Origin of the sequence: Priestia megaterium NBRC 15308 = ATCC 14581, from assembly GCF_000832985.1 — a bacterium.
GTDB lineage: Bacteria > Bacillota > Bacilli > Bacillales > Bacillaceae_H > Priestia > Priestia megaterium.
Window position 1 is genome coordinate 5,035,285 of the sequence record NZ_CP009920.1, and the last position, 19,472, is coordinate 5,054,756.

Sequence of the window (19,472 nt, forward strand, 5' to 3'; positions counted from 1 at the left end):
TCTCCAGAATATAGGGTAAATGCAGTACAGAGTCATTTTAAAAGTACAAATAAAAATCCCGCTACATTTAGGAGGCTATTGTATGTGTAATATTATTAAACCTAACTCAAAGCTTTATGTAATGGATAACGGCTCGATGCAAATGGATAAAAACTGGATGCTTGCAATGCATAACCCAGCAACTGTTAAGAACCCTCATACACCTACGGAATTTGTAGAGTTTCCAATTTATACTGTATTAATCGATCATCCGGAAGGGAAAATTCTGTTTGATACAGCCTGCAATCCTGAATCAATGGGACCACAAGGGCGCTGGACTGAAGCAACTCAACAAATGTTTCCTTACTCAGCTACAGAAGAATGTTATTTACCGAATCGATTAGAACAATTAGGGGTGGATCCTAAAGAAATTAAATTTGTTGTTGCTTCCCACCTTCATCTTGATCATGCTGGCTGCTTAGAATTGTTCACTAACGCTACTGTTATTGTTCATGAAGATGAGTTAAACGGCACCCTTCAGTCTTATGCACGCAATCAAAAAGAAGGTGCTTATATTTGGGCTGACATTGACGCGTGGATAAAAAATGACCTTCATTGGAAAACGATTAAACGAAACGAAGATACCATTAAACTGGCAGAAGGAATTAATGTCTTGAACTTTGGAAGCGGACATGCTTGGGGTATGCTTGGCCTTCATGTTCATTTGCCTGAAACAGGTGGCATTATCTTAGCATCTGATGCAATCTATACAGCTGAGAGCTATGGTCCTCCTGTGAAACCACCCGGTATTATCTACGACTCTCTCGGGTATGCAAACACGGTTGAACGTATACGCCGTCTAGCCTACGAAACTAATTCGCAAGTTTGGTTTGGTCACGATGCAAATCAATTTCAGCAGTTCCGCAAATCTACTGAAGGTTATTACGAGTGAAATCAAGCAACTGCTTAAGATAAAAAATTTTTCTATAAATTGGAGGGCAAACAAATGACCATCTCAAAACTAGTTTTCACCCCTCTCAGCTATACAGGATGGGGATCGCTTCAACAACTGCTTCCGGAAGTGAAAAAATATCATCCTGCTCATATTTTAATCGTCACAGATCCCGTGTTAAAAGACATTGGACTTGTAGATAAAGTGAGTGCTCCTCTTATCCAAAATGGGTATGAAGTAGATGTATACGCAGATACGGCACCAGAGCCGCCTTTAGCGCTTGGTGAAAAACTCGTATCTTACGCAAAAAGCCAAAAATTTGATTTAGTCATTGGAGTTGGTGGGGGCAGCGCATTAGATTTAGCAAAACTTACGGCCGTTTTAGCCGCTCACGACGGCGCTGTAGAAGAATACTTGAACTTAACTGGTACAAAACAAATTTCAAAAAAAGGTCTTCCTAAAATTTTAATTCCTACAACTTCCGGCACGGGTTCAGAAGTAACGAATATTTCTGTATTATCTCTTGAAAGCACAAAAGACGTTGTGACCCACGACTATTTGCTTGCAGACGCTGCCATTGTAGATCCTGAGCTTACGCTAAGCGTGCCTTCTAAAGTAACGGCGGCTACAGGGGTTGATGCATTAACTCATGCCGTTGAAGCTTATGTATCAGTAAATGCAAATCCAGCAACCGATGCCTTAGCACTAAAGGCTATACGCATGATTAGCTCTTCTTTAAGAACAGCTGTAGAAAACGGCAAAGATAAAGAAGCGCGAACTCAGATGAGCTACGGAAGCTATTTAGCGGGACTTGCTTTTTTTAACGCAGGCGTAGCCGGTGTTCATGCACTTGCCTATCCGTTAGGTGGACAGTTTCATATTTCACACGGTGAATCAAACGCCGTATTGCTTCCATATGTGATGGGTTACATACGCAGCAGCTGCGTGGAAAAGATGCGGGATATTTTTGAAGCACTAGGCGGAAACGCTACCTCTTTATCAGAAGAAGAAGCTTCTTATCAGTGTGTGAAACAGCTGCAGTCACTTGTCAAAGACGTGGGCATTCCTCAAACTCTTCGCGGATTTGATATTCCAGAAAGTGCCCTTCAAAAGCTGACAGGAGATGGCGTCCAGCAAAAACGAATTCTCGCTCGCAGTCCTTTGCCTCTTCATGAGAAAGACATACGAGCTATTTACCAATCGGCTTATGATGGCGCTATAGTAGAACCTCTACACTAAAGAACTCCCCCTTACCTAAGGGGGAGTTCTATTTATGCTGCTTTAGCCGTTGTACCAAAACGATTCTCTTTAGGGTCACTAGGCTGACAGAATAAGACAATTAGCCAAATACCGCCAATAAGCGGAACTAATGTAATGAGCTGCCACCATCCGCTTTTTCCCGTATCATGGAGCCTTCTTGCTCCTACCGCTAACGAAGGGACTGCAATCAATAGCGAGTAGATTACCGGCAGAAAAAGAGGCTTATCAATAACGAACTGAATGAAAGAAAGAATAAATGAAATAACAAAGTTGACCAATACAAACATCCAGTATTCAGTTCGGCTTGCTCTGCCAGAAAACGTCCCGTAATTTTTCAACACTTTTATGTACCACTTCATATGCAACACCCTCCTTTTTTAGTATAAAATTGTAAATTTATAGTTTATATATCCTTTTTATTCAAAAAACAAACCGTTAAACGAACAAATAACGACATTTTTTATACAAAAGAAAAAACTTCTTTCAAAAAAAGAAGTTTTCGTAATGTATTATGCTTTTCTATTTAATCAAATCATTTCGGTCTTCCATACTTGGCGGTTCCTCAAGCCACCCGTTTTTGGCCATGATTTTTCCCCCGTCTTGCCCGTATGTTAAAATGTCTTTGGCCGTACTGACAAGAGTAAGAGGAAGATCTCCACGTAAACTAAATGCAGTGCCTAGAGCGTTGCTTCCCAGCCCAAAACTGCAGAACAAACTCACGCAGTACATCATTAGTTTATCTGAAAAAGGTGCTACTTTTGACTCGGTCGCTTTCGCTCCCCACGTTGCAGGCGTCTGAATATCGCTCTCTAAAAGAATTTTGCTATAATCACTTACAATTTTCTTAGCCAGCTCTTTTCCTTTTACAAAATACTTCTTTACTTCAGGCTCACTTGCTACTTGAGCAAACCCTGTGATCATTTGCATGCCAAGAATGTTGCTTTCAATAGCATAATAAATATGCGCTACCTCTACAGTATTTAATGCACGTTTACTGGAAAATAAATGGAGGCCATTCATATAATCTGTACCTTCAGCAAACTTCACTGTTTTAGGTACTGAAACAGCTGGAGGCCTTGGAAGCACGTTTTTTCCCTGAAGATAATCTACACATTTGTCATAGCCACTTTGCGTGAAAGCGGTAAGCTCTTTATATAGAGAGATCATGTCTTTTCTGTAGGACATGGTTAAATGAAGCGTATGTAGCCCCATGCTAATTTCTTTTAAAAGGCGAAGAAACATAATATCAAACACTTTATCATAAAGCTTAGGAACACCGACATTTACGTCTTTTTCTGTGTATCCTACCGGTATGGCTGCCCCTTCATTTTTTAGAATCGTTTTGATATCTTCAATATAGTTCACAACTTGCATATGCGTATCTTGCATAATTTCTTTTGCCCCGTCATCTTCTGCGTGCGCAATAAAATATTCTAAAATTCTTTGGGTCATTGTCTTTTGCTGATAGGTCATCCAAAGAGTAGCAATTTCACTTGAACTTAACGGTATTTCTTGACTCATGCACTCAACCTCCTGCTAGGGATACATACGTAAATCTTCATTTATTCAAGAGTGGGTATCTGTAATGAAGACTTTATTCTAGACCTTAACATTCGTCCCCGCAGTCAGATACACAACTCTGTCTCTTCCTCAATTAATTCTGCTTCATTTACTATGCACAAATTGGAAGAATTCTATGTATTTACCCTCGCTTTTAAATGGAGGAAACAAAAAAAAGCTCCCTCTCATTAAAGGCGCTTTTTCAAAGAAAACGTTTTTATTCCATCGTATCAGAAATTCTTTTGTAGCTTCCGCATTTTTTTAGATATTGAATAATATCTTGATCTTTTACACGTTGAATAGCTGATCCGAACAGTTCTGCTGCTACCTGCATACGTTCATGTTTATGTTCAATGGTCATAATATATCGAAGCGCATCCACAACCGGTGCATTGTGACGTGTACGACGAGTTATGTACTCGTGAATGGCTTCATTTAACCCTTCCGATTCCGCTTGTTGAAACTCAGGTTTTCTTACTGCTTGACTATATACCACTTTTTTCCACTCCTTCTCCTCATTTTTAATCATTTTTATCTTTCTTTTATTTCCATTTCCCTAACAAAAGGGAAACAAAACATGCAATGTTAACTTTTTTAGAGTTTTCTAGCAAATGCATGACGCATTTAAAAGAACATAGGTTTGACCCTTTATAAGGAAACTATGATATATTTTTTGTCTACACAGACTATACACAGTAAGGAGTGAGGTATTTAGATATGAATAAAGCTGAATTTATTGATGCTGTTGCTTCAAAATCAGAATTAACAAAACAAGACGCAAAAAAAGCGATTAAGCTTATAGCTTCAATAAAATCATAGTTTTTTTAAAATACGTTGATTAAAAAAACACCCTGAGAGGATGTTTAATAGTTAGCTTGTAAAGCTTCACTCTTTTTCTTTAGTTTTTGACTTTCTTCTTCTAACTCAATAATTTTATTTTGGAGCTCTGTATTATCAAAGTCTTGCTCTAACTCTTCAGATAACTTTATTCGCTGTTTATGAATTTCAATTCGTTGTTTAGCAATCGCTTCTACTTCTTTGTTTAATTGTAATTGTTCATATGGATTCATATAAATTCCTCCCTTACTTTCACTTTCAACACAAGAAGACAGATTCCTTTAAAATAAAGTCCAGTGAGTGTTCCCTATAAACATGCTAATGGCCCCAAACGCACTAGCAATAAAACTAAAATTCCATACAGTGCGCATCCAAACTGCTAAAGAATCATATGTCTTTTTAAAGGCTACTTCACGCATAAAGATGAGATAAAGAACTGTAAACCCATATACACCAAATGCTACCCATTGAAAAGTTTCTTGAATTTGTGGAACTATTAGAACAACTGCTACTAACGCTACGGTGAAAATGAGGTTCACAATCATAAAGAAGCTGACGAAACGCATCCACTTAAATCCCTTTTCGTCTAGTTCCGCAGCACCTTGGTTTTTTCGCTTTAATTCCTCCATTGTTCATTACCCCTAGTATTCAGTTTTATCCATTATAGCACGTTATCCTAGTGTTATTCTTAAAGTACTAGTATCGTTATGTTCAAATTTCAGAGATTAGACTCAAAGATTTTGAAGTTTTCACATTAGAATTTTATACAGGCTCAATCAAAATCTGTAGTTATCTAACATAAATAAAAGAGCAGTTTGCAAATGCAAACTGCTCTTTCGATGACCCGTACGGGATTCGAACCCGTGTTACCGCCGTGAAAGGGCGGTGTCTTAACCACTTGACCAACGGGCCAAGATTGTTTTTTAAGTTTAACTTAACGGTTTGTTATACTGGTGGGCCTAAGTGGACTCGAACCACCGACCTCACGCTTATCAGGCGTGCGCTCTAACCAGCTGAGCTATAGGCCCTTAATCCTCATATGTATCTAAAATGGCAGGGGCAGTAGGAATTGAACCCACACTGACGGTTTTGGAGACCGTAGTTCTACCTTTAAACTATGCCCCTATAAAAAGTAGCAGTCATGACGGGATCGAACCGCCGACCCCCCCTGCTTGTAAGGCAGGTGCTCTCTCAGCTGAGCTAATCCTCCAAAAAAATCTATATAAGCGCTATAAACAGCGTTGTTTTCATTACTTATAATAGAATGTTCCAAATAAAAAACCCCTATGCTCTTTTACAAGAGGTTAATAAGGGTCCTTATCATTGAATTGCCTGGCAACGTCCTACTCTCACAGGGACAAAGTCCCAACTACCATTGGCGCTAAAGAGCTTAACTTCCGTGTTCGGTATGGGAACGGGTGTGACCTCTTCGCTATCGCCACCAGACCTGTATCTCAATAATTAGTTGGTTGCGGGGACAGGATTTGAACCTGCGACCTTCGGGTTATGAGCCCGACGAGCTACCGAACTGCTCCACCCCGCGATGATAAAAAAGCAAAATAAAAATGCCTAGCGATGTCCTACTCTCACAGGGACAAAGTCCCAACTACCATCGGCGCTAAAGAGCTTAACTTCCGTGTTCGGTATGGGAACGGGTGTGACCTCTTCGCCATTATCACTAGACATTTTATATGAGATTGTTCTCTCAAAACTAGATAACAGTTTGCTAAGTAAAGCTTACGCTTTTAAAATTTGGTTAAGTCCTCGATCGATTAGTATCAGTCAGCTACACATGTCGCCACGCTTCCACCTCTGACCTATCAACCTGATCATCTTTCAGGGATCTTACTAGCTTGCGCTATGGGAAATCTCATCTTGAGGGGGGCTTCATGCTTAGATGCTTTCAGCACTTATCCCGTCCACACATAGCTACCCAGCGATGCCTTTGGCAAGACAACTGGTACACCAGCGGTGTGTCCATCCCGGTCCTCTCGTACTAAGGACAGCTCCTCTCAAATTTCCTACGCCCACGACGGATAGGGACCGAACTGTCTCACGACGTTCTGAACCCAGCTCGCGTACCGCTTTAATGGGCGAACAGCCCAACCCTTGGGACCGACTACAGCCCCAGGATGCGATGAGCCGACATCGAGGTGCCAAACCTCCCCGTCGATGTGGACTCTTGGGGGAGATAAGCCTGTTATCCCCGGGGTAGCTTTTATCCGTTGAGCGATGGCCCTTCCATGCGGAACCACCGGATCACTAAGCCCGACTTTCGTCCCTGCTCGACTTGTAGGTCTCGCAGTCAAGCTCCCTTGTGCCTTTACACTCTACGAATGATTTCCAACCATTCTGAGGGAACCTTTGGGCGCCTCCGTTACATTTTAGGAGGCGACCGCCCCAGTCAAACTGCCCACCTGACACTGTCTCCCGGCCCGATCAGGGCCGCGGGTTAGAATTTCAATACAGCCAGGGTAGTATCCCACCGACGCCTCCACCGAAGCTAGCGCTCCGGCTTCTCAGGCTCCTACCTATCCTGTACAAGCTGTACCAAAATTCAATATCAGGCTACAGTAAAGCTCCACGGGGTCTTTCCGTCCTGTCGCGGGTAACCTGCATCTTCACAGGTACTATAATTTCACCGAGTCTCTCGTTGAGACAGTGCCCAGATCGTTACGCCTTTCGTGCGGGTCGGAACTTACCCGACAAGGAATTTCGCTACCTTAGGACCGTTATAGTTACGGCCGCCGTTTACTGGGGCTTCGATTCAGAGCTTCTCCCAAAGGATAACCCCTCCTCTTAACCTTCCAGCACCGGGCAGGCGTCAGCCCCTATACTTCGCCTTGCGGCTTCGCAGAGACCTGTGTTTTTGCTAAACAGTCGCCTGGGCCTATTCACTGCGGCTCTCTCGGGCTATACACCCTACCAGAGCACCCCTTCTCCCGAAGTTACGGGGTCATTTTGCCGAGTTCCTTAACGAGAGTTCTCTCGATCACCTTAGGATTCTCTCCTCGCCTACCTGTGTCGGTTTGCGGTACGGGCACCTCCCGCCTCGCTAGAGGCTTTTCTTGGCAGTGTGGAATCAGGAACTTCGGTACTATAATTCCCTCGTCATCACAGCTCAGCCTTTATGATGAGCGGATTTGCCTACTCATCAGCCTAACTGCTTGAACGCGCATATCCAGCAGCGCGCTTACCCTATCCTACTGCGTCCCCCCATTACTCAAACGGCGGGGAGGTGGTACAGGAATATCAACCTGTTGGCCATCGCCTACGCTTTTCAGCCTCGGCTTAGGTCCCGACTAACCCTGAGCGGACGAGCCTTCCTCAGGAAACCTTAGGCATTCGGTGGACAAGATTCTCACTTGTCTTTCGCTACTCATACCGGCATTCTCACTTCTAAGCGCTCCACCAGTCCTTACGGTCTGACTTCACAGCACTTAGAACGCTCTCCTACCACTGACATCAAAGATGTCAATCCACAGCTTCGGTGATACGTTTAGCCCCGGTACATTTTCGGCGCAGAGTCACTCGACCAGTGAGCTATTACGCACTCTTTAAATGGTGGCTGCTTCTAAGCCAACATCCTGGTTGTCTAAGCAACTCCACATCCTTTTCCACTTAACGTATACTTGGGGACCTTAGCTGGTGGTCTGGGCTGTTTCCCTTTTGACTACGGATCTTATCACTCGCAGTCTGACTCCCATGGATAAGTCTTTGGCATTCGGAGTTTGACTGAATTCGGTAACCCGTTGGGGGCCCCTAGTCCAATCAGTGCTCTACCTCCAAGACTCTCACAACATGAGGCTAGCCCTAAAGCTATTTCGGAGAGAACCAGCTATCTCCAGGTTCGATTGGAATTTCTCCGCTACCCACACCTCATCCCCGCACTTTTCAACGTGCGTGGGTTCGGGCCTCCATTCAGTGTTACCTGAACTTCACCCTGGACATGGGTAGATCACCTGGTTTCGGGTCTACAACCACATACTAAACGCCCTATTCAGACTCGCTTTCGCTACGGCTCCACCTTATCAGCTTAACCTTGCATGGGATCGTAACTCGCCGGTTCATTCTACAAAAGGCACGCCATCACCCGTTAACGGGCTCTGACTACTTGTAGGCACACGGTTTCAGGATCTCTTTCACTCCCCTTCCGGGGTGCTTTTCACCTTTCCCTCACGGTACTGGTTCACTATCGGTCACTAGGTAGTATTTAGCCTTGGGAGATGGTCCTCCCAGCTTCCGACGGAATTTCACGTGTTCCGCCGTACTCAGGATCCACTCAAGAGGGAACGAAGTTTCAACTACAGGGTTGTTACCTTCTTCGACGGACCTTTCCAGGTCGCTTCATTTACTTCGTTCCTTTGTAACTCCGTATAGAGTGTCCTACAACCCCAAGAGGCAAGCCTCTTGGTTTGGGCTAATTCCGTTTCGCTCGCCGCTACTCAGGAAATCGCATTTGCTTTCTCTTCCTCCGGTTACTTAGATGTTTCAGTTCCCCGGGTCTGCCTTCAATATCCTATGTATTCAGATAAAGATACTGTTCCATTACGAACAGTGGGTTTCCCCATTCGGAAATCTCCGGATCAAAGCTCACTTACAGCTCCCCGAAGCATATCGGTGTTAGTCCCGTCCTTCATCGGCTCCTAGTGCCAAGGCATTCACCGTGCGCCCTTTCTAACTTAACCATTAGCGAATAAATGGTACAACATACTGTTGTGTTATTTATTGGTTTGATTAAAGAAAAGTTTCACTTTTCCTCAGCAATTACTGTTATCTAGTTTTCAAAGAACAAAACAACTGACTTCAATCACATCATGATAAACATCACTGTGATATCTACGTGCAGTTTTGCGCCGAGTAATCGCAGGCGCAATTATTAATGAGAGATTGAACTCTCAAAACTGAACAAAGTATCAAAACGTACGTCATATAAAAATCCTTAGAAAGGAGGTGATCCAGCCGCACCTTCCGATACGGCTACCTTGTTACGACTTCACCCCAATCATCTGTCCCACCTTAGGCGGCTAGCTCCTTACGGTTACTCCACCGACTTCGGGTGTTACAAACTCTCGTGGTGTGACGGGCGGTGTGTACAAGGCCCGGGAACGTATTCACCGCGGCATGCTGATCCGCGATTACTAGCGATTCCAGCTTCATGTAGGCGAGTTGCAGCCTACAATCCGAACTGAGAATGGTTTTATGGGATTGGCTTGACCTCGCGGTCTTGCAGCCCTTTGTACCATCCATTGTAGCACGTGTGTAGCCCAGGTCATAAGGGGCATGATGATTTGACGTCATCCCCACCTTCCTCCGGTTTGTCACCGGCAGTCACCTTAGAGTGCCCAACTAAATGCTGGCAACTAAGATCAAGGGTTGCGCTCGTTGCGGGACTTAACCCAACATCTCACGACACGAGCTGACGACAACCATGCACCACCTGTCACTCTGTCCCCCGAAGGGGAACGCTCTATCTCTAGAGTTGTCAGAGGATGTCAAGACCTGGTAAGGTTCTTCGCGTTGCTTCGAATTAAACCACATGCTCCACCGCTTGTGCGGGCCCCCGTCAATTCCTTTGAGTTTCAGTCTTGCGACCGTACTCCCCAGGCGGAGTGCTTAATGCGTTAGCTGCAGCACTAAAGGGCGGAAACCCTCTAACACTTAGCACTCATCGTTTACGGCGTGGACTACCAGGGTATCTAATCCTGTTTGCTCCCCACGCTTTCGCGCCTCAGCGTCAGTTACAGACCAAAAAGCCGCCTTCGCCACTGGTGTTCCTCCACATCTCTACGCATTTCACCGCTACACGTGGAATTCCGCTTTTCTCTTCTGCACTCAAGTTCCCCAGTTTCCAATGACCCTCCACGGTTGAGCCGTGGGCTTTCACATCAGACTTAAGAAACCGCCTGCGCGCGCTTTACGCCCAATAATTCCGGATAACGCTTGCCACCTACGTATTACCGCGGCTGCTGGCACGTAGTTAGCCGTGGCTTTCTGGTTAGGTACCGTCAAGGTACGAGCAGTTACTCTCGTACTTGTTCTTCCCTAACAACAGAGTTTTACGACCCGAAAGCCTTCATCACTCACGCGGCGTTGCTCCGTCAGACTTTCGTCCATTGCGGAAGATTCCCTACTGCTGCCTCCCGTAGGAGTCTGGGCCGTGTCTCAGTCCCAGTGTGGCCGATCACCCTCTCAGGTCGGCTATGCATCGTTGCCTTGGTGAGCCGTTACCTCACCAACTAGCTAATGCACCGCGGGCCCATCTGTAAGTGATAGCCGAAACCATCTTTCAATCATCTCCCATGAAGGAGAAGATCCTATCCGGTATTAGCTTCGGTTTCCCGAAGTTATCCCAGTCTTACAGGCAGGTTGCCCACGTGTTACTCACCCGTCCGCCGCTAACGTCATAGAAGCAAGCTTCTAATCAGTTCGCTCGACTTGCATGTATTAGGCACGCCGCCAGCGTTCATCCTGAGCCAGGATCAAACTCTCCGAAGAAATGTTTGACTTGCTCAATTAAAAAATAAAATTTAACGTTGACGTTTGTCGCTTTGTTCAGTTTTCAAAGTTCAATGTTCAAATCATAAGTTGTCGTTTCAACGACGCTTAATAATAATAAAACATATCAAATGAAACGTCAATAGTTTTTCTAAAAAAACATTCTTTTTTATTTCCATTGTATTTTACACATCACGGTAACAACTATTCATTAAACATTAATTATTATATTTTAATATCCCCACTCCACTTTTTTCAAATGTGAAATTGATGCTAATAAAATATGAATGAAAGAAAAGATATAAAGTATCTATGCTCTCTTTATAAGGCATACTTATAAAGAGAGGAGTAGTGATTAGTATGTATTATAGTAAAAGAAATCAAGAACCTCCGGTTCAAGAAGAAACAGAAATTTGGGAATGTACAGTAGAAGAGTGTAAAGGCTGGATGAGAAAAGACTTCTCTTACGATAGTCATCAGAAATGTCCTTTGTGTAAAAGTCAGATGGAAGCTAAAAAACGCCTTATTGATAAAATCCCCCGTAATCCTCATAGAAGATAATGTACACCTATGCTTTTTAAAAGATTAAACACTACCTATACATAAAAAAGTCTTTGTTCATATTTGCTTTCTATTTCTATTGTATGTTATAACTAATTAACCTTGTATCGATCGTCTTGTCTAAAACCCAGGCTTTTTTTAAGCCTGGGTTTTCTATTGAACTAATAGTAGATAAATCATGGTTTTCTAATTATAAGACCATAAAAAAAAGACTCCTTTATAAGGAGTCTTTTTCGTTATCACTTTTAATTATGCTTTATGAACGTTAGCAGCTTGTGCTCCACGTTGACCTTCTTCGATATCAAAAGTAACTTTTTGACCTTCTTCTAATGATTTGAAACCTTCACCTTGAATAGCACTGAAATGAACGAATACATCGTCTCCGCCTTCGATTTCAATGAAACCGAAACCTTTGTCTGCGTTAAACCATTTTACTGTACCTTGTGTCATAATGTTGCCTCCTGCTGTGGAATACTCCACAAATGTATTACCAATCTTGCCCAAACATACTATTTCAAGATAAAAACTTCTAATTAGGTTTTTTCTTTTCTCAATATACCGAACAAAAATAAGTTATCTGTAGTGTAACATATAGTAGGCTTTATAGCAAATAAGGAAAATATCCCCTTCAACAAGTTCTAACTATTCATCTTTCCCCTACCAAGACTTATGATAGGCATATGTAGCATAACTTATGAATGCTCGAGCACTTTGAACAAAATGAATATGTGTATATCTCCATTTATTATAGCTATTCATAATAATTCATTATTTAATCTTTGTTATAAATAAAGGGTGCATATAATCCAAAAAACCCCTGTTAGCTTTACTGAATTATAAATAGGCTATTGGGATATTCTATTTAAGGAAGAAGGAAAACAAGTTATTGATTACAACTAATCATTACAAAGCTTCTTACATTTGGGATGAGGTGTCTATAGCAGGCATATTTCAGAAAACCTTATTGTAAATCGATGTATGTTTGATTCATAAGGGGATGGTAGTCATGAGCGTAGTAAGAATATATATAATGGGTAGACAATAACGTTCATTTATAACTATACAAATGAGGTGTTTGTCCCAGACCAAGAACGATTTCGTTCACATTGTATATTTTTTAGTTCAATGCTTAAATGAGGTGTTCCTTAAAGATCATATGCTGCATTAAAAGCTATTTTTTCCTTCTTCACATGACGGGATGCATAATCGTTTGCATCTCGTTTTTGTTACATAAAAAAAAGAATGTTTATTCTCTTTTCATGGGGTAAAGAAAGGCCTGTATCTGTTTAGATACAGGCCTTTCTTTCGAGTTCAGTTACCACAAACTTCTTTATTTAATTTTTGTTTCATCAGAAAATAATATAAGATCGCAGGAACTATTATTCCAATCAGCCAGGCAATATCTGCGCCACCAAATGCCTTTGCTATAGGACCAATGTAGAATGATGTGTTAACAAAAGGAATCTCTGCAACAATTGATACAGCAAATGCCATGCAAGTGATTCCATTTATTTTTCCGTATTGACCATTTACATCAAAGATATCTTTCACATTATATTGACCACGGGGCAATAAGTAGTAGTCCACAAGATTGAGAGACGTCCAAGGAATCAAGAAATAGCTAATGAAAAAGATAAAATTTAAGAAAAATGATAGAAAATTACTTTGGCCTAATAAACATAGGATAGTACCTGCCAAAGTAACACAAAACATCATCCTTACTCTAACTTTTTGTGTTACTTTGAGCTTCCAAAAGGGCTCTATAGTTGTAATCGTTGACATAAAAGCACCATATAAATTAAAAACATTAATAGCTAGTTGACCAAAAATAATGATCAAATACATAAAGATAGCAAAACTTCCGAATAAGTGAGCTAAATTCCCACCAGAATTATCAAGGAAATTAGGAATAGCAATTGTTAGAGTTGCTTCTAAAATCATTCATCTATACAGTCCCTACAAATGTACCCAGGTAACTATACCAAAAGGTTTGTGCAGTTGATGTATTAGCAGGCAGATAGCGTGAATAGTCTGCTACGTATGGTGCATATGCTAATTGCCATGTTGCTACAATGCTGATAGCGAGTAAAAATACAGGTAAATATAAGCCATTTAATGAAAAACTTCCTGTCGGAAGTGGTAACCTGAAATATAATAATTGCTGCTAGATATACCACCTTGTAAGATATTTGTTGCTTGCACTCTAAGTCAAACTATATAATTCAACGTTTTTATACTTACTTATAGTAGGTGATGAATCATTCTTATAATTAACATGTGTTCCCTTGAATCATTTGATATAACAGCTATATAAGACTTCGCTACGTTTAATTAAGTAACAAATTTATTGTGCTCCTTTTATAAATTGCTGTTCATAAAAAAGGTGTTGCAATGGAGGGATAAACTTTTTTAATAAGAGGAACTGCAAGATTTTAGCGCCTAACTGCTTAGGTACCTTCTTATTTAATTTGATAATTTTTTTATACGGTCTCTTAGAGCATTAGTATATAATAACATAGATGCATCTTCTCTCAACAATTTCTTTAGGCCCGTCCAATACTACTTGAGGCATTGAAGTCGCTTTTCCTTCCCCGGCCTCCCAATCTAACTTATTTATTCTCATATCAAACTTCCTTTTATTTAATCAAAAACGTTCATAAAAGTGTGTCAACTTACGAAGACGTTCGTAAGTTGTTTTCAAACTAAAACGAACGATAAACATGATAGATTACTTATATAAAAGAAAAGTCCGTAAAGGTATATTTTTACGGACGGTGTATTTGATTTTGTTTCAAAATGTCCAAATTTGTGAAAACTAGTAATTCAAACCTTGATATTACTGTAATTTCAAACCTTTCAATATATAATTAAGTAACAAGGAGGTTTGGAATATGAAATCAATTCAAGTCACACAGTTTGGTGGACCTGAGAAATTAGTATTTAAGGACGTTAAGGATGTAGTAGCAGAAAAGGGAGAAGTATGTGTTCGTTTGTATGCAGCAGGTGTCAATCCGAGTGATACTTACACATTAGCAGGTACATATGCGTTTAGTATACCTCAGTTGCCTTATACTCCAGGATTAGACGGTGCAGGAGTTGTGGAGTCGATTGGAGAAGAAGTTACAAATGTTCATGTCGGTGATCGTGTATTTATTGCGTCTTTAATGGGAAGTAAAAATACAGGAACCTTTGCCCAAAAAGTAGTATGTGATGCAACGTTGGTTCATCCATTACCATCCCATGTATCTTTTGAACAAGGTGCAGCATTAGGGGTACCCGCACTAACGGCCTATCGTGCGCTATTTCAACGTGCCTGCCTGAAGCCCGGTCAAACCGTGCTTATTCATGGAGCCAGTGGTGGAGTCGGATTACAGGTTGTACAAATGGCGAAATCTCACGGTGCAAAAGTGATTGGAACAGCAAGCAAGCCAGAGGGTAAAAAAATGGTTCAGCAAGCTGGTGCAGATTTTGTCACTGATCATGTGACAGAAGCAACGATTGAAGATGTGTTAGCCTTAATGGATGGCAATGGGCCTGATGTAATTATTGAGTTTTTAGCAAATAAGAATTTAGAAACAGATTTAAAGCTGATTGCACCATTCGGTAAGATTATAATTGTTGGAAACCGTGGTTCAATAGACATAAACCCACGCCTTGCCATGCAAAAAGAATGTGATATTTTAGCAACAGCTCTTTGGAATGCACCAAAGGATGAATATGAACAAAGTATTCATGGGGTAATTGGCATGCTAACAAGTGGTGCACTTCGTCCCATTATTGGTACAACTTTGCCACTCCAGCAAGTATCGCAGGGCTTTAAACAACTAGAAAAAGGTATAGGAAATGGTAAACTTGTTTTGATAATTGACTAATTAATCTACATAATTAAGGTATTCACTTAAATTAAATACTGCATTAGTCAACTAAGCAAATACTAGAAGGACCTTACAGGGTCCTTTTTTCTATTAAAAAGTGAAAATATAGAGGGATAGGTTAACGAAGTAAGCTAAATGGGTATGTACTATTAAGATGAAAGGAGTTTTTACAGTGTTAGCTTTAATTCTTAAACTTACTATCTCATTTTTTGCTGTTATGAATCCACTCGGAAACATACCTATTTTCATTACTCTTACGAATGATTATTCTATTCAAGAAAGACGTCATAGTGCAAGGAAGGCTGTCATTATCTCTTTTATTATTCTTACCCTATTTTTACTTTTAGGGAGTTTTATCTTTTCCGCCTTTGGGATCACCATACATGCTTTTCGTGTAGCAGGAGGAATCTTAATCTTTGGAATTGCCTATAGCTTGCTTCATGCTAAACCTTCTAATGCACAAAGTCCTCATTCGCATGAACAAAAAGCTGCAGCTTCCCAAAATGATATTTCCATTACCCCCCTTGCTCTGCCGATTATGGCTGGACCCGGAACAATTGCGACAGTCATGTCTCACAGTTCTTATTCGATAGCAAATCTAGGGAGTGTACTCATTAGTTACACCCTTATATTAGGAGTTACTTTTATCCTTTTCTATTATTCTACAGCTATTATCAAAAAGCTCGGACAGAATGGTTTAAATGTTATCTCAAGGTTAATGGGATTAATACTAGCAGTGATGGCTATACAAATGATTGCAGAAGGTGTTCACGGGTTATTTCCTCATCTGTAATCATTCAAAAAGACTATTCCTATAGGAACGAGCATATGTATAAAAAGTACGCTTTTTATACATTCTCGTTTCTTTCAACTCTCCACAGAACGTAGTCATATCAAGGATGTATAAAAAGCTGTATACTCTGTAAAAAGTGGCTGTTTTGAAACCCTTGTCTCCCAAGGGTTCTTTTTGGTGGTGTGTTCCGGAAGAGTGATTATGTTAACTAAGGTTGTATATGATATACAGCTTAAAAACAGAAAAAACCTATCTCTTCCCAATCCGAAGAGGTAGGTTTTTTCTGTTACGTAATTGGGTTTCATGAGTGATGCCTCATTGCATCTTGAGTAGTTTGCTGAATATATTCGTTTGTATTCATTTTTTATTATTTTTCTCTTGCAATTTCTTTTCTATTAGGAGCAAGTGGTGGTTGTTCTAACCATTTATTTTTTACCATAATGTTAAACCATTTTTTTGTTACCATTAGATTTTTGAGAATGGTGCCTTCATAAGCTGTTACAAGATCTGTTCGCATGGCTGATGCTAAACCTGCTCCGTGATAATTTTGTGCAGCTTGGAACAAGAAACCAATATGATACATCATTAATTTATCAGAAAAAGGGGCGTCTGTTGAATTTGTTACTTCTGTCTCCCACGATTTGGGAACTGGTAAATTATCTGCGTGCATTATTTTTGACAAGGATTGTATTTGATTATCAGCTGTTTTCTCCGAATCCTCTAAAAATTTTCTTACTTCTTTTGATTGAGAGACCTGACTAAATCCAATAGAAAGAGTTTTAGCCATAATGCTTTTTTTAAGGTTGAAAGAAATACTTATGATTTCTGTTGCCGTCAAGCGTCTGCCTTTTCCAAAAAATCCATCTGAAAAATCCTGACTAGAAATATATTCAGGGTTCTTAGCAGGATAAAAATAAGGATCCCTCTGAAACTCCCCTTTTTCAAGTAATAATTCGATTGTTTGATGATACATCCTTTTTGCATCATTATCACATGAATCGTAGAAGTAGCGTAAGTCTTCTCTGACAGAAACACCTAATGAGGTTGTATGTCCTAGCAAACCGTGTAACGTCATGATATGTAAATAATTCAAGCAAAATGTATCAGTGAATAATTTTTGGGTACCTTTATTGAGGTCAGACTCAGTAAATCCAATTGGAACTGGAAACCCCTCGTTTTCTATAAAAGTTACGATTTGTTTCTTTTGTTTTGCGAAGGTCTTGATTGCATCTTCAAAAACGGCCTTTACCGACTCATCCTCAATAATAGAGAGCATATACCGATTTACTACATCTGTCATTGTTCCATTAACATACTCTCCCCATAGTGTCCCTATTTCAGAAGATGTGAGTTTTAACTTATTCTTATCCATATTATCACCTCCTGGATAATATTTACTAATTTATTAATAGATATGAATTTTTTTAAAAAAGAAAAGGTTGTTAGCATGTAATTTCCGATAATTCACATTATGTGAACTAAACATGTATGGGATATATATAATTAATTGTTAGTGAATAAACATAGACAAGCATACAAGCAAGGTCACTAGACCTTAATATAGATATAGTATATTGCACACAAAGGAGGTAAATCTTTTGTCTTCATATCGAAATAGAAACTGTGATTATGATTGCGATTGTTCCCGTTGTTGTCCTCAAACAACAAGAACGACGATTACTTTGGCTGCTAATCCACCTACAGTATGTATTGAAAACAATAATACGACATTTCTTTCAGGACAAGTACTGGTAAATGGACAGCCTGCTAATAGGGAAATAGTCGAATTTTCAGTGAATCCTAATCTTGGTATAGTGATTCCTCTCGCTGTTATTACGACTTCTTCAGGTAACTTTACAGCCGTATTCATAGCTACTAATGGACCTGGGATAGTAACTCTTACTGCTACAGTTCCTGATTGTGATAGAGCAACTACTAGTATTCAGATTCCTATTAATAACTGTCAGCAGCCTTCTAATGCTACGATTATTTTAAATGCTAATCCAAATGGAATATGTAGTAATGGTTCTGTACCATCAACTTCCACTATTTCAGGACAAGTATTGGTAAATGGTCAACCTGCTGGAGGAGTAACAGTTAATTTTTCTTTAAATAATCCATCTATTGGTACCTTATCTACTTTTACAATTACAACTGATCCTTCCGGCAATTTTTTTGACGTAACATTCACTCCGACTAAAGGATCATCTAATATCTCGAACATTAGTAATGATTTTTGCTTTATATTTAGTTTCCAAATTAGGATATGCTCTATTAAATAAAAAAGGTTAACTCTAATGAGTTAACCTTTTTTATGCTACCTAGAAAATGTTTTATGGTAACTACAAACGTATACTTTTCGGACAAGATATTTAAATCTATTATAGAGTGTTAAAGGAATTATTATCGTTAACAAAATAAAAAGCCACCCAGTATTTGCAGGACAGGTGGCTTTTTACCATTAAAATGCATGTGCAGAAACATAATAACATGTTTTCTCCATATATACTATATTTTTCCGTGCGATTATATATATAAAACGTGTACTTTTTACACATCAAATCCTTATCCACTTATCTAAGGAACCCCCGTTATATCTATGGTGTATAAAAGCTGAATAAAAGAGAAACAAGGACCTCATCATAACCATAATCAGTAGGTTTTTTTCTTACGTAACTAGAAATTAGTTTTTAATCTTTCTTATGGACTTCAACTAAGAATAATCTTTTATCAAAGGCACCTTTTTTATCCTTTTTAGATTGTCTAACTGTCTCTAACTCTTTAATGGAAAACCCATGACACTGTGCTAGTCCATAAATTACTTCTAATAAATCCGCAAGTTCTTCTATAACTTCTTTGGAATTAGAAGCTGCTAAATACTCCTTTAACTCTTCCTCTCCTTTTTTTGAAGTTCTTTTAAATAATCATGCTCTGTTAAAACTTCTACTAAACATTCCTCTCCAGATTCTTGGATAATTTCAGGGATACGATCTCTGACTAGCTTATTGTAAATTATCATCTACTTCATCTCCTTTATAATTAAACTCTATTTAGTGTATGGTCACAGCCAAATCCAAAAGTAATTACTAAATTTAGCCTCTAAATTTTATCAAATTTGCATCATAGATGACCTGTAACATTTCTATATAAAAACTCT

15 protein-coding genes, 4 tRNA genes, 4 rRNA genes and 2 pseudogenes are annotated in these 19,472 nt (G+C 39.9%); 7 read left to right on the forward strand and 18 right to left on the reverse strand.

Annotated features, from left to right (window positions below; genetic code table 11):
• The first annotated feature begins 82 nt into the window (after nt 1-82).
• Both ahlS and BG04_RS25845 read left to right on the forward strand, forming a co-directional pair.
• Nucleotides 83-931, forward strand: coding sequence for an AhlS family quorum-quenching N-acyl homoserine lactonase (gene ahlS, locus BG04_RS25840; protein ID WP_034651229.1), 849 nt, complete (start codon nt 83-85; stop codon nt 929-931).
• A 54-nt stretch (nt 932-985) separates the two neighbouring features.
• Nucleotides 986-2,170 carry an iron-containing alcohol dehydrogenase gene (locus BG04_RS25845; RefSeq protein ID WP_016766136.1) on the forward strand — a complete coding sequence of 395 codons (1,185 nt, stop codon included), beginning with the start codon at nt 986-988 and terminating at the stop codon, nt 2,168-2,170.
• Between the two features lie 32 nt (nt 2,171-2,202).
• On the opposite strand, the gene BG04_RS25850 is transcribed toward BG04_RS25845, so the two are convergent.
• The 3 genes from BG04_RS25850 to BG04_RS25860 form a co-directional block, all read right to left on the reverse strand.
• Nucleotides 2,203-2,550, reverse strand: a complete 348-nt coding sequence (locus BG04_RS25850; protein ID WP_016766135.1) for a DUF805 domain-containing protein — start codon at nt 2,548-2,550, stop codon at nt 2,203-2,205.
• Between the two features lie 160 nt (nt 2,551-2,710).
• Nucleotides 2,711-3,712, reverse strand: a complete 1,002-nt coding sequence (locus BG04_RS25855; RefSeq protein WP_034651228.1) for a DUF3231 family protein — start codon at nt 3,710-3,712, stop codon at nt 2,711-2,713.
• A gap of 256 nt (nt 3,713-3,968) precedes the next feature.
• A complete protein-coding gene (locus BG04_RS25860) occupies nt 3,969-4,247 on the reverse strand; it encodes a hypothetical protein (protein ID WP_013083544.1) in 279 nt (92 codons plus the stop codon).
• Nucleotides 4,248-4,468: 221 nt separating this feature from the next.
• On the opposite strand from BG04_RS25860, the gene BG04_RS30425 reads away from it, so the two are divergent.
• A complete protein-coding gene (locus BG04_RS30425) occupies nt 4,469-4,570 on the forward strand; it encodes an HU family DNA-binding protein (protein ID WP_115648256.1) in 102 nt (33 codons plus the stop codon).
• 44 nt (nt 4,571-4,614) lie between these two features.
• Here the strand turns inward: BG04_RS30425 and BG04_RS25865 are convergent, their stop codons facing one another.
• The 10 genes from BG04_RS25865 to BG04_RS25910 form a co-directional block, all read right to left on the reverse strand.
• Entirely contained in the window at nt 4,615-4,821 is a 207-nt protein-coding gene (locus BG04_RS25865) for a hypothetical protein (RefSeq protein ID WP_016766132.1), read from the reverse strand.
• Nucleotides 4,822-4,869: 48 nt separating this feature from the next.
• Entirely contained in the window at nt 4,870-5,217 is a 348-nt protein-coding gene (locus tag BG04_RS25870; RefSeq protein ID WP_016766131.1) for a hypothetical protein, read from the reverse strand.
• 211 nt (nt 5,218-5,428) lie between these two features.
• A tRNA-Glu gene (locus BG04_RS25875) sits at nt 5,429-5,500 on the reverse strand.
• A 39-nt stretch (nt 5,501-5,539) separates the two neighbouring features.
• A tRNA-Ile gene (locus BG04_RS25880) sits at nt 5,540-5,616 on the reverse strand.
• Nucleotides 5,617-5,639: 23 nt separating this feature from the next.
• Nucleotides 5,640-5,713, reverse strand: a tRNA-Trp gene (locus tag BG04_RS25885).
• Between the two features lie 205 nt (nt 5,714-5,918).
• Nucleotides 5,919-6,034 (reverse strand): 5S ribosomal RNA (rrf, locus tag BG04_RS25890).
• 20 nt (nt 6,035-6,054) lie between these two features.
• Nucleotides 6,055-6,131: transfer RNA gene (locus tag BG04_RS25895), tRNA-Met, on the reverse strand.
• A 24-nt stretch (nt 6,132-6,155) separates the two neighbouring features.
• A 5S ribosomal RNA gene (gene rrf, locus BG04_RS25900) occupies nt 6,156-6,271 on the reverse strand.
• A 69-nt stretch (nt 6,272-6,340) separates the two neighbouring features.
• Nucleotides 6,341-9,276: ribosomal RNA gene (locus tag BG04_RS25905) — 23S ribosomal RNA — on the reverse strand.
• Nucleotides 9,277-9,534: 258 nt separating this feature from the next.
• Nucleotides 9,535-11,086: ribosomal RNA gene (locus BG04_RS25910) — 16S ribosomal RNA — on the reverse strand.
• Together the 16S, 23S and 5S rRNA genes with 4 tRNA genes alongside form the textbook arrangement of a ribosomal RNA operon.
• Before the next feature lie 360 nt (nt 11,087-11,446).
• Here BG04_RS25910 and BG04_RS25915 point away from each other — a divergent pair.
• Nucleotides 11,447-11,647 carry a cold-inducible protein YdjO-related protein gene (locus tag BG04_RS25915; RefSeq protein WP_034651224.1) on the forward strand — a complete coding sequence of 67 codons (201 nt, stop codon included), beginning with the start codon at nt 11,447-11,449 and terminating at the stop codon, nt 11,645-11,647.
• Nucleotides 11,648-11,896: 249 nt separating this feature from the next.
• On the opposite strand, the gene BG04_RS25920 is transcribed toward BG04_RS25915, so the two are convergent.
• The 3 genes and pseudogenes from BG04_RS25920 to BG04_RS31720 all read right to left on the reverse strand — a co-directional run bounded on the left by BG04_RS25920 (nt 11,897) and on the right by BG04_RS31720 (nt 14,270).
• Complete coding sequence (locus BG04_RS25920) at nt 11,897-12,097, reverse strand: cold-shock protein (protein WP_025751380.1); 201 nt, start codon at nt 12,095-12,097, stop codon at nt 11,897-11,899.
• 861 nt (nt 12,098-12,958) lie between these two features.
• Nucleotides 12,959-13,833 (reverse strand): annotated as a pseudogene (locus tag BG04_RS25925) (purine-cytosine permease family protein); the annotation flags it as partial.
• A gap of 314 nt (nt 13,834-14,147) precedes the next feature.
• Complete coding sequence (locus tag BG04_RS31720) at nt 14,148-14,270, reverse strand: hypothetical protein (RefSeq protein WP_256656519.1); 123 nt, start codon at nt 14,268-14,270, stop codon at nt 14,148-14,150.
• 268 nt (nt 14,271-14,538) lie between these two features.
• On the opposite strand from BG04_RS31720, the gene BG04_RS25930 reads away from it, so the two are divergent.
• Together BG04_RS25930 and BG04_RS25935 are read left to right on the forward strand one after the other, a co-directional pair.
• A complete protein-coding gene (locus tag BG04_RS25930) occupies nt 14,539-15,519 on the forward strand; it encodes an NADPH:quinone reductase (RefSeq protein WP_034651221.1) in 981 nt (326 codons plus the stop codon).
• 157 nt (nt 15,520-15,676) lie between these two features.
• Nucleotides 15,677-16,315 (forward strand): MarC family protein, encoded by a 639-nt coding sequence (locus BG04_RS25935; protein ID WP_034651218.1) that lies wholly within the window; start codon nt 15,677-15,679, stop codon nt 16,313-16,315.
• A gap of 367 nt (nt 16,316-16,682) precedes the next feature.
• On the opposite strand, the gene BG04_RS25940 is transcribed toward BG04_RS25935, so the two are convergent.
• Nucleotides 16,683-17,687 (reverse strand): DUF3231 family protein, encoded by a 1,005-nt coding sequence (locus BG04_RS25940; RefSeq protein WP_034651215.1) that lies wholly within the window; start codon nt 17,685-17,687, stop codon nt 16,683-16,685.
• A gap of 226 nt (nt 17,688-17,913) precedes the next feature.
• On the opposite strand from BG04_RS25940, the gene BG04_RS31885 reads away from it, so the two are divergent.
• The gene (locus tag BG04_RS31885) at nt 17,914-18,597 is read left to right on the forward strand and encodes a hypothetical protein (RefSeq protein WP_051975585.1); all 684 of its coding nucleotides are present in this window, start codon (nt 17,914-17,916) and stop codon (nt 18,595-18,597) included.
• A gap of 408 nt (nt 18,598-19,005) precedes the next feature.
• On the opposite strand, the pseudogene BG04_RS25950 reads toward BG04_RS31885, so the two are convergent.
• A pseudogene (locus tag BG04_RS25950) lies at nt 19,006-19,334 on the reverse strand (pyrophosphohydrolase domain-containing protein).
• Nucleotides 19,335-19,472 lie beyond the last annotated feature (138 nt).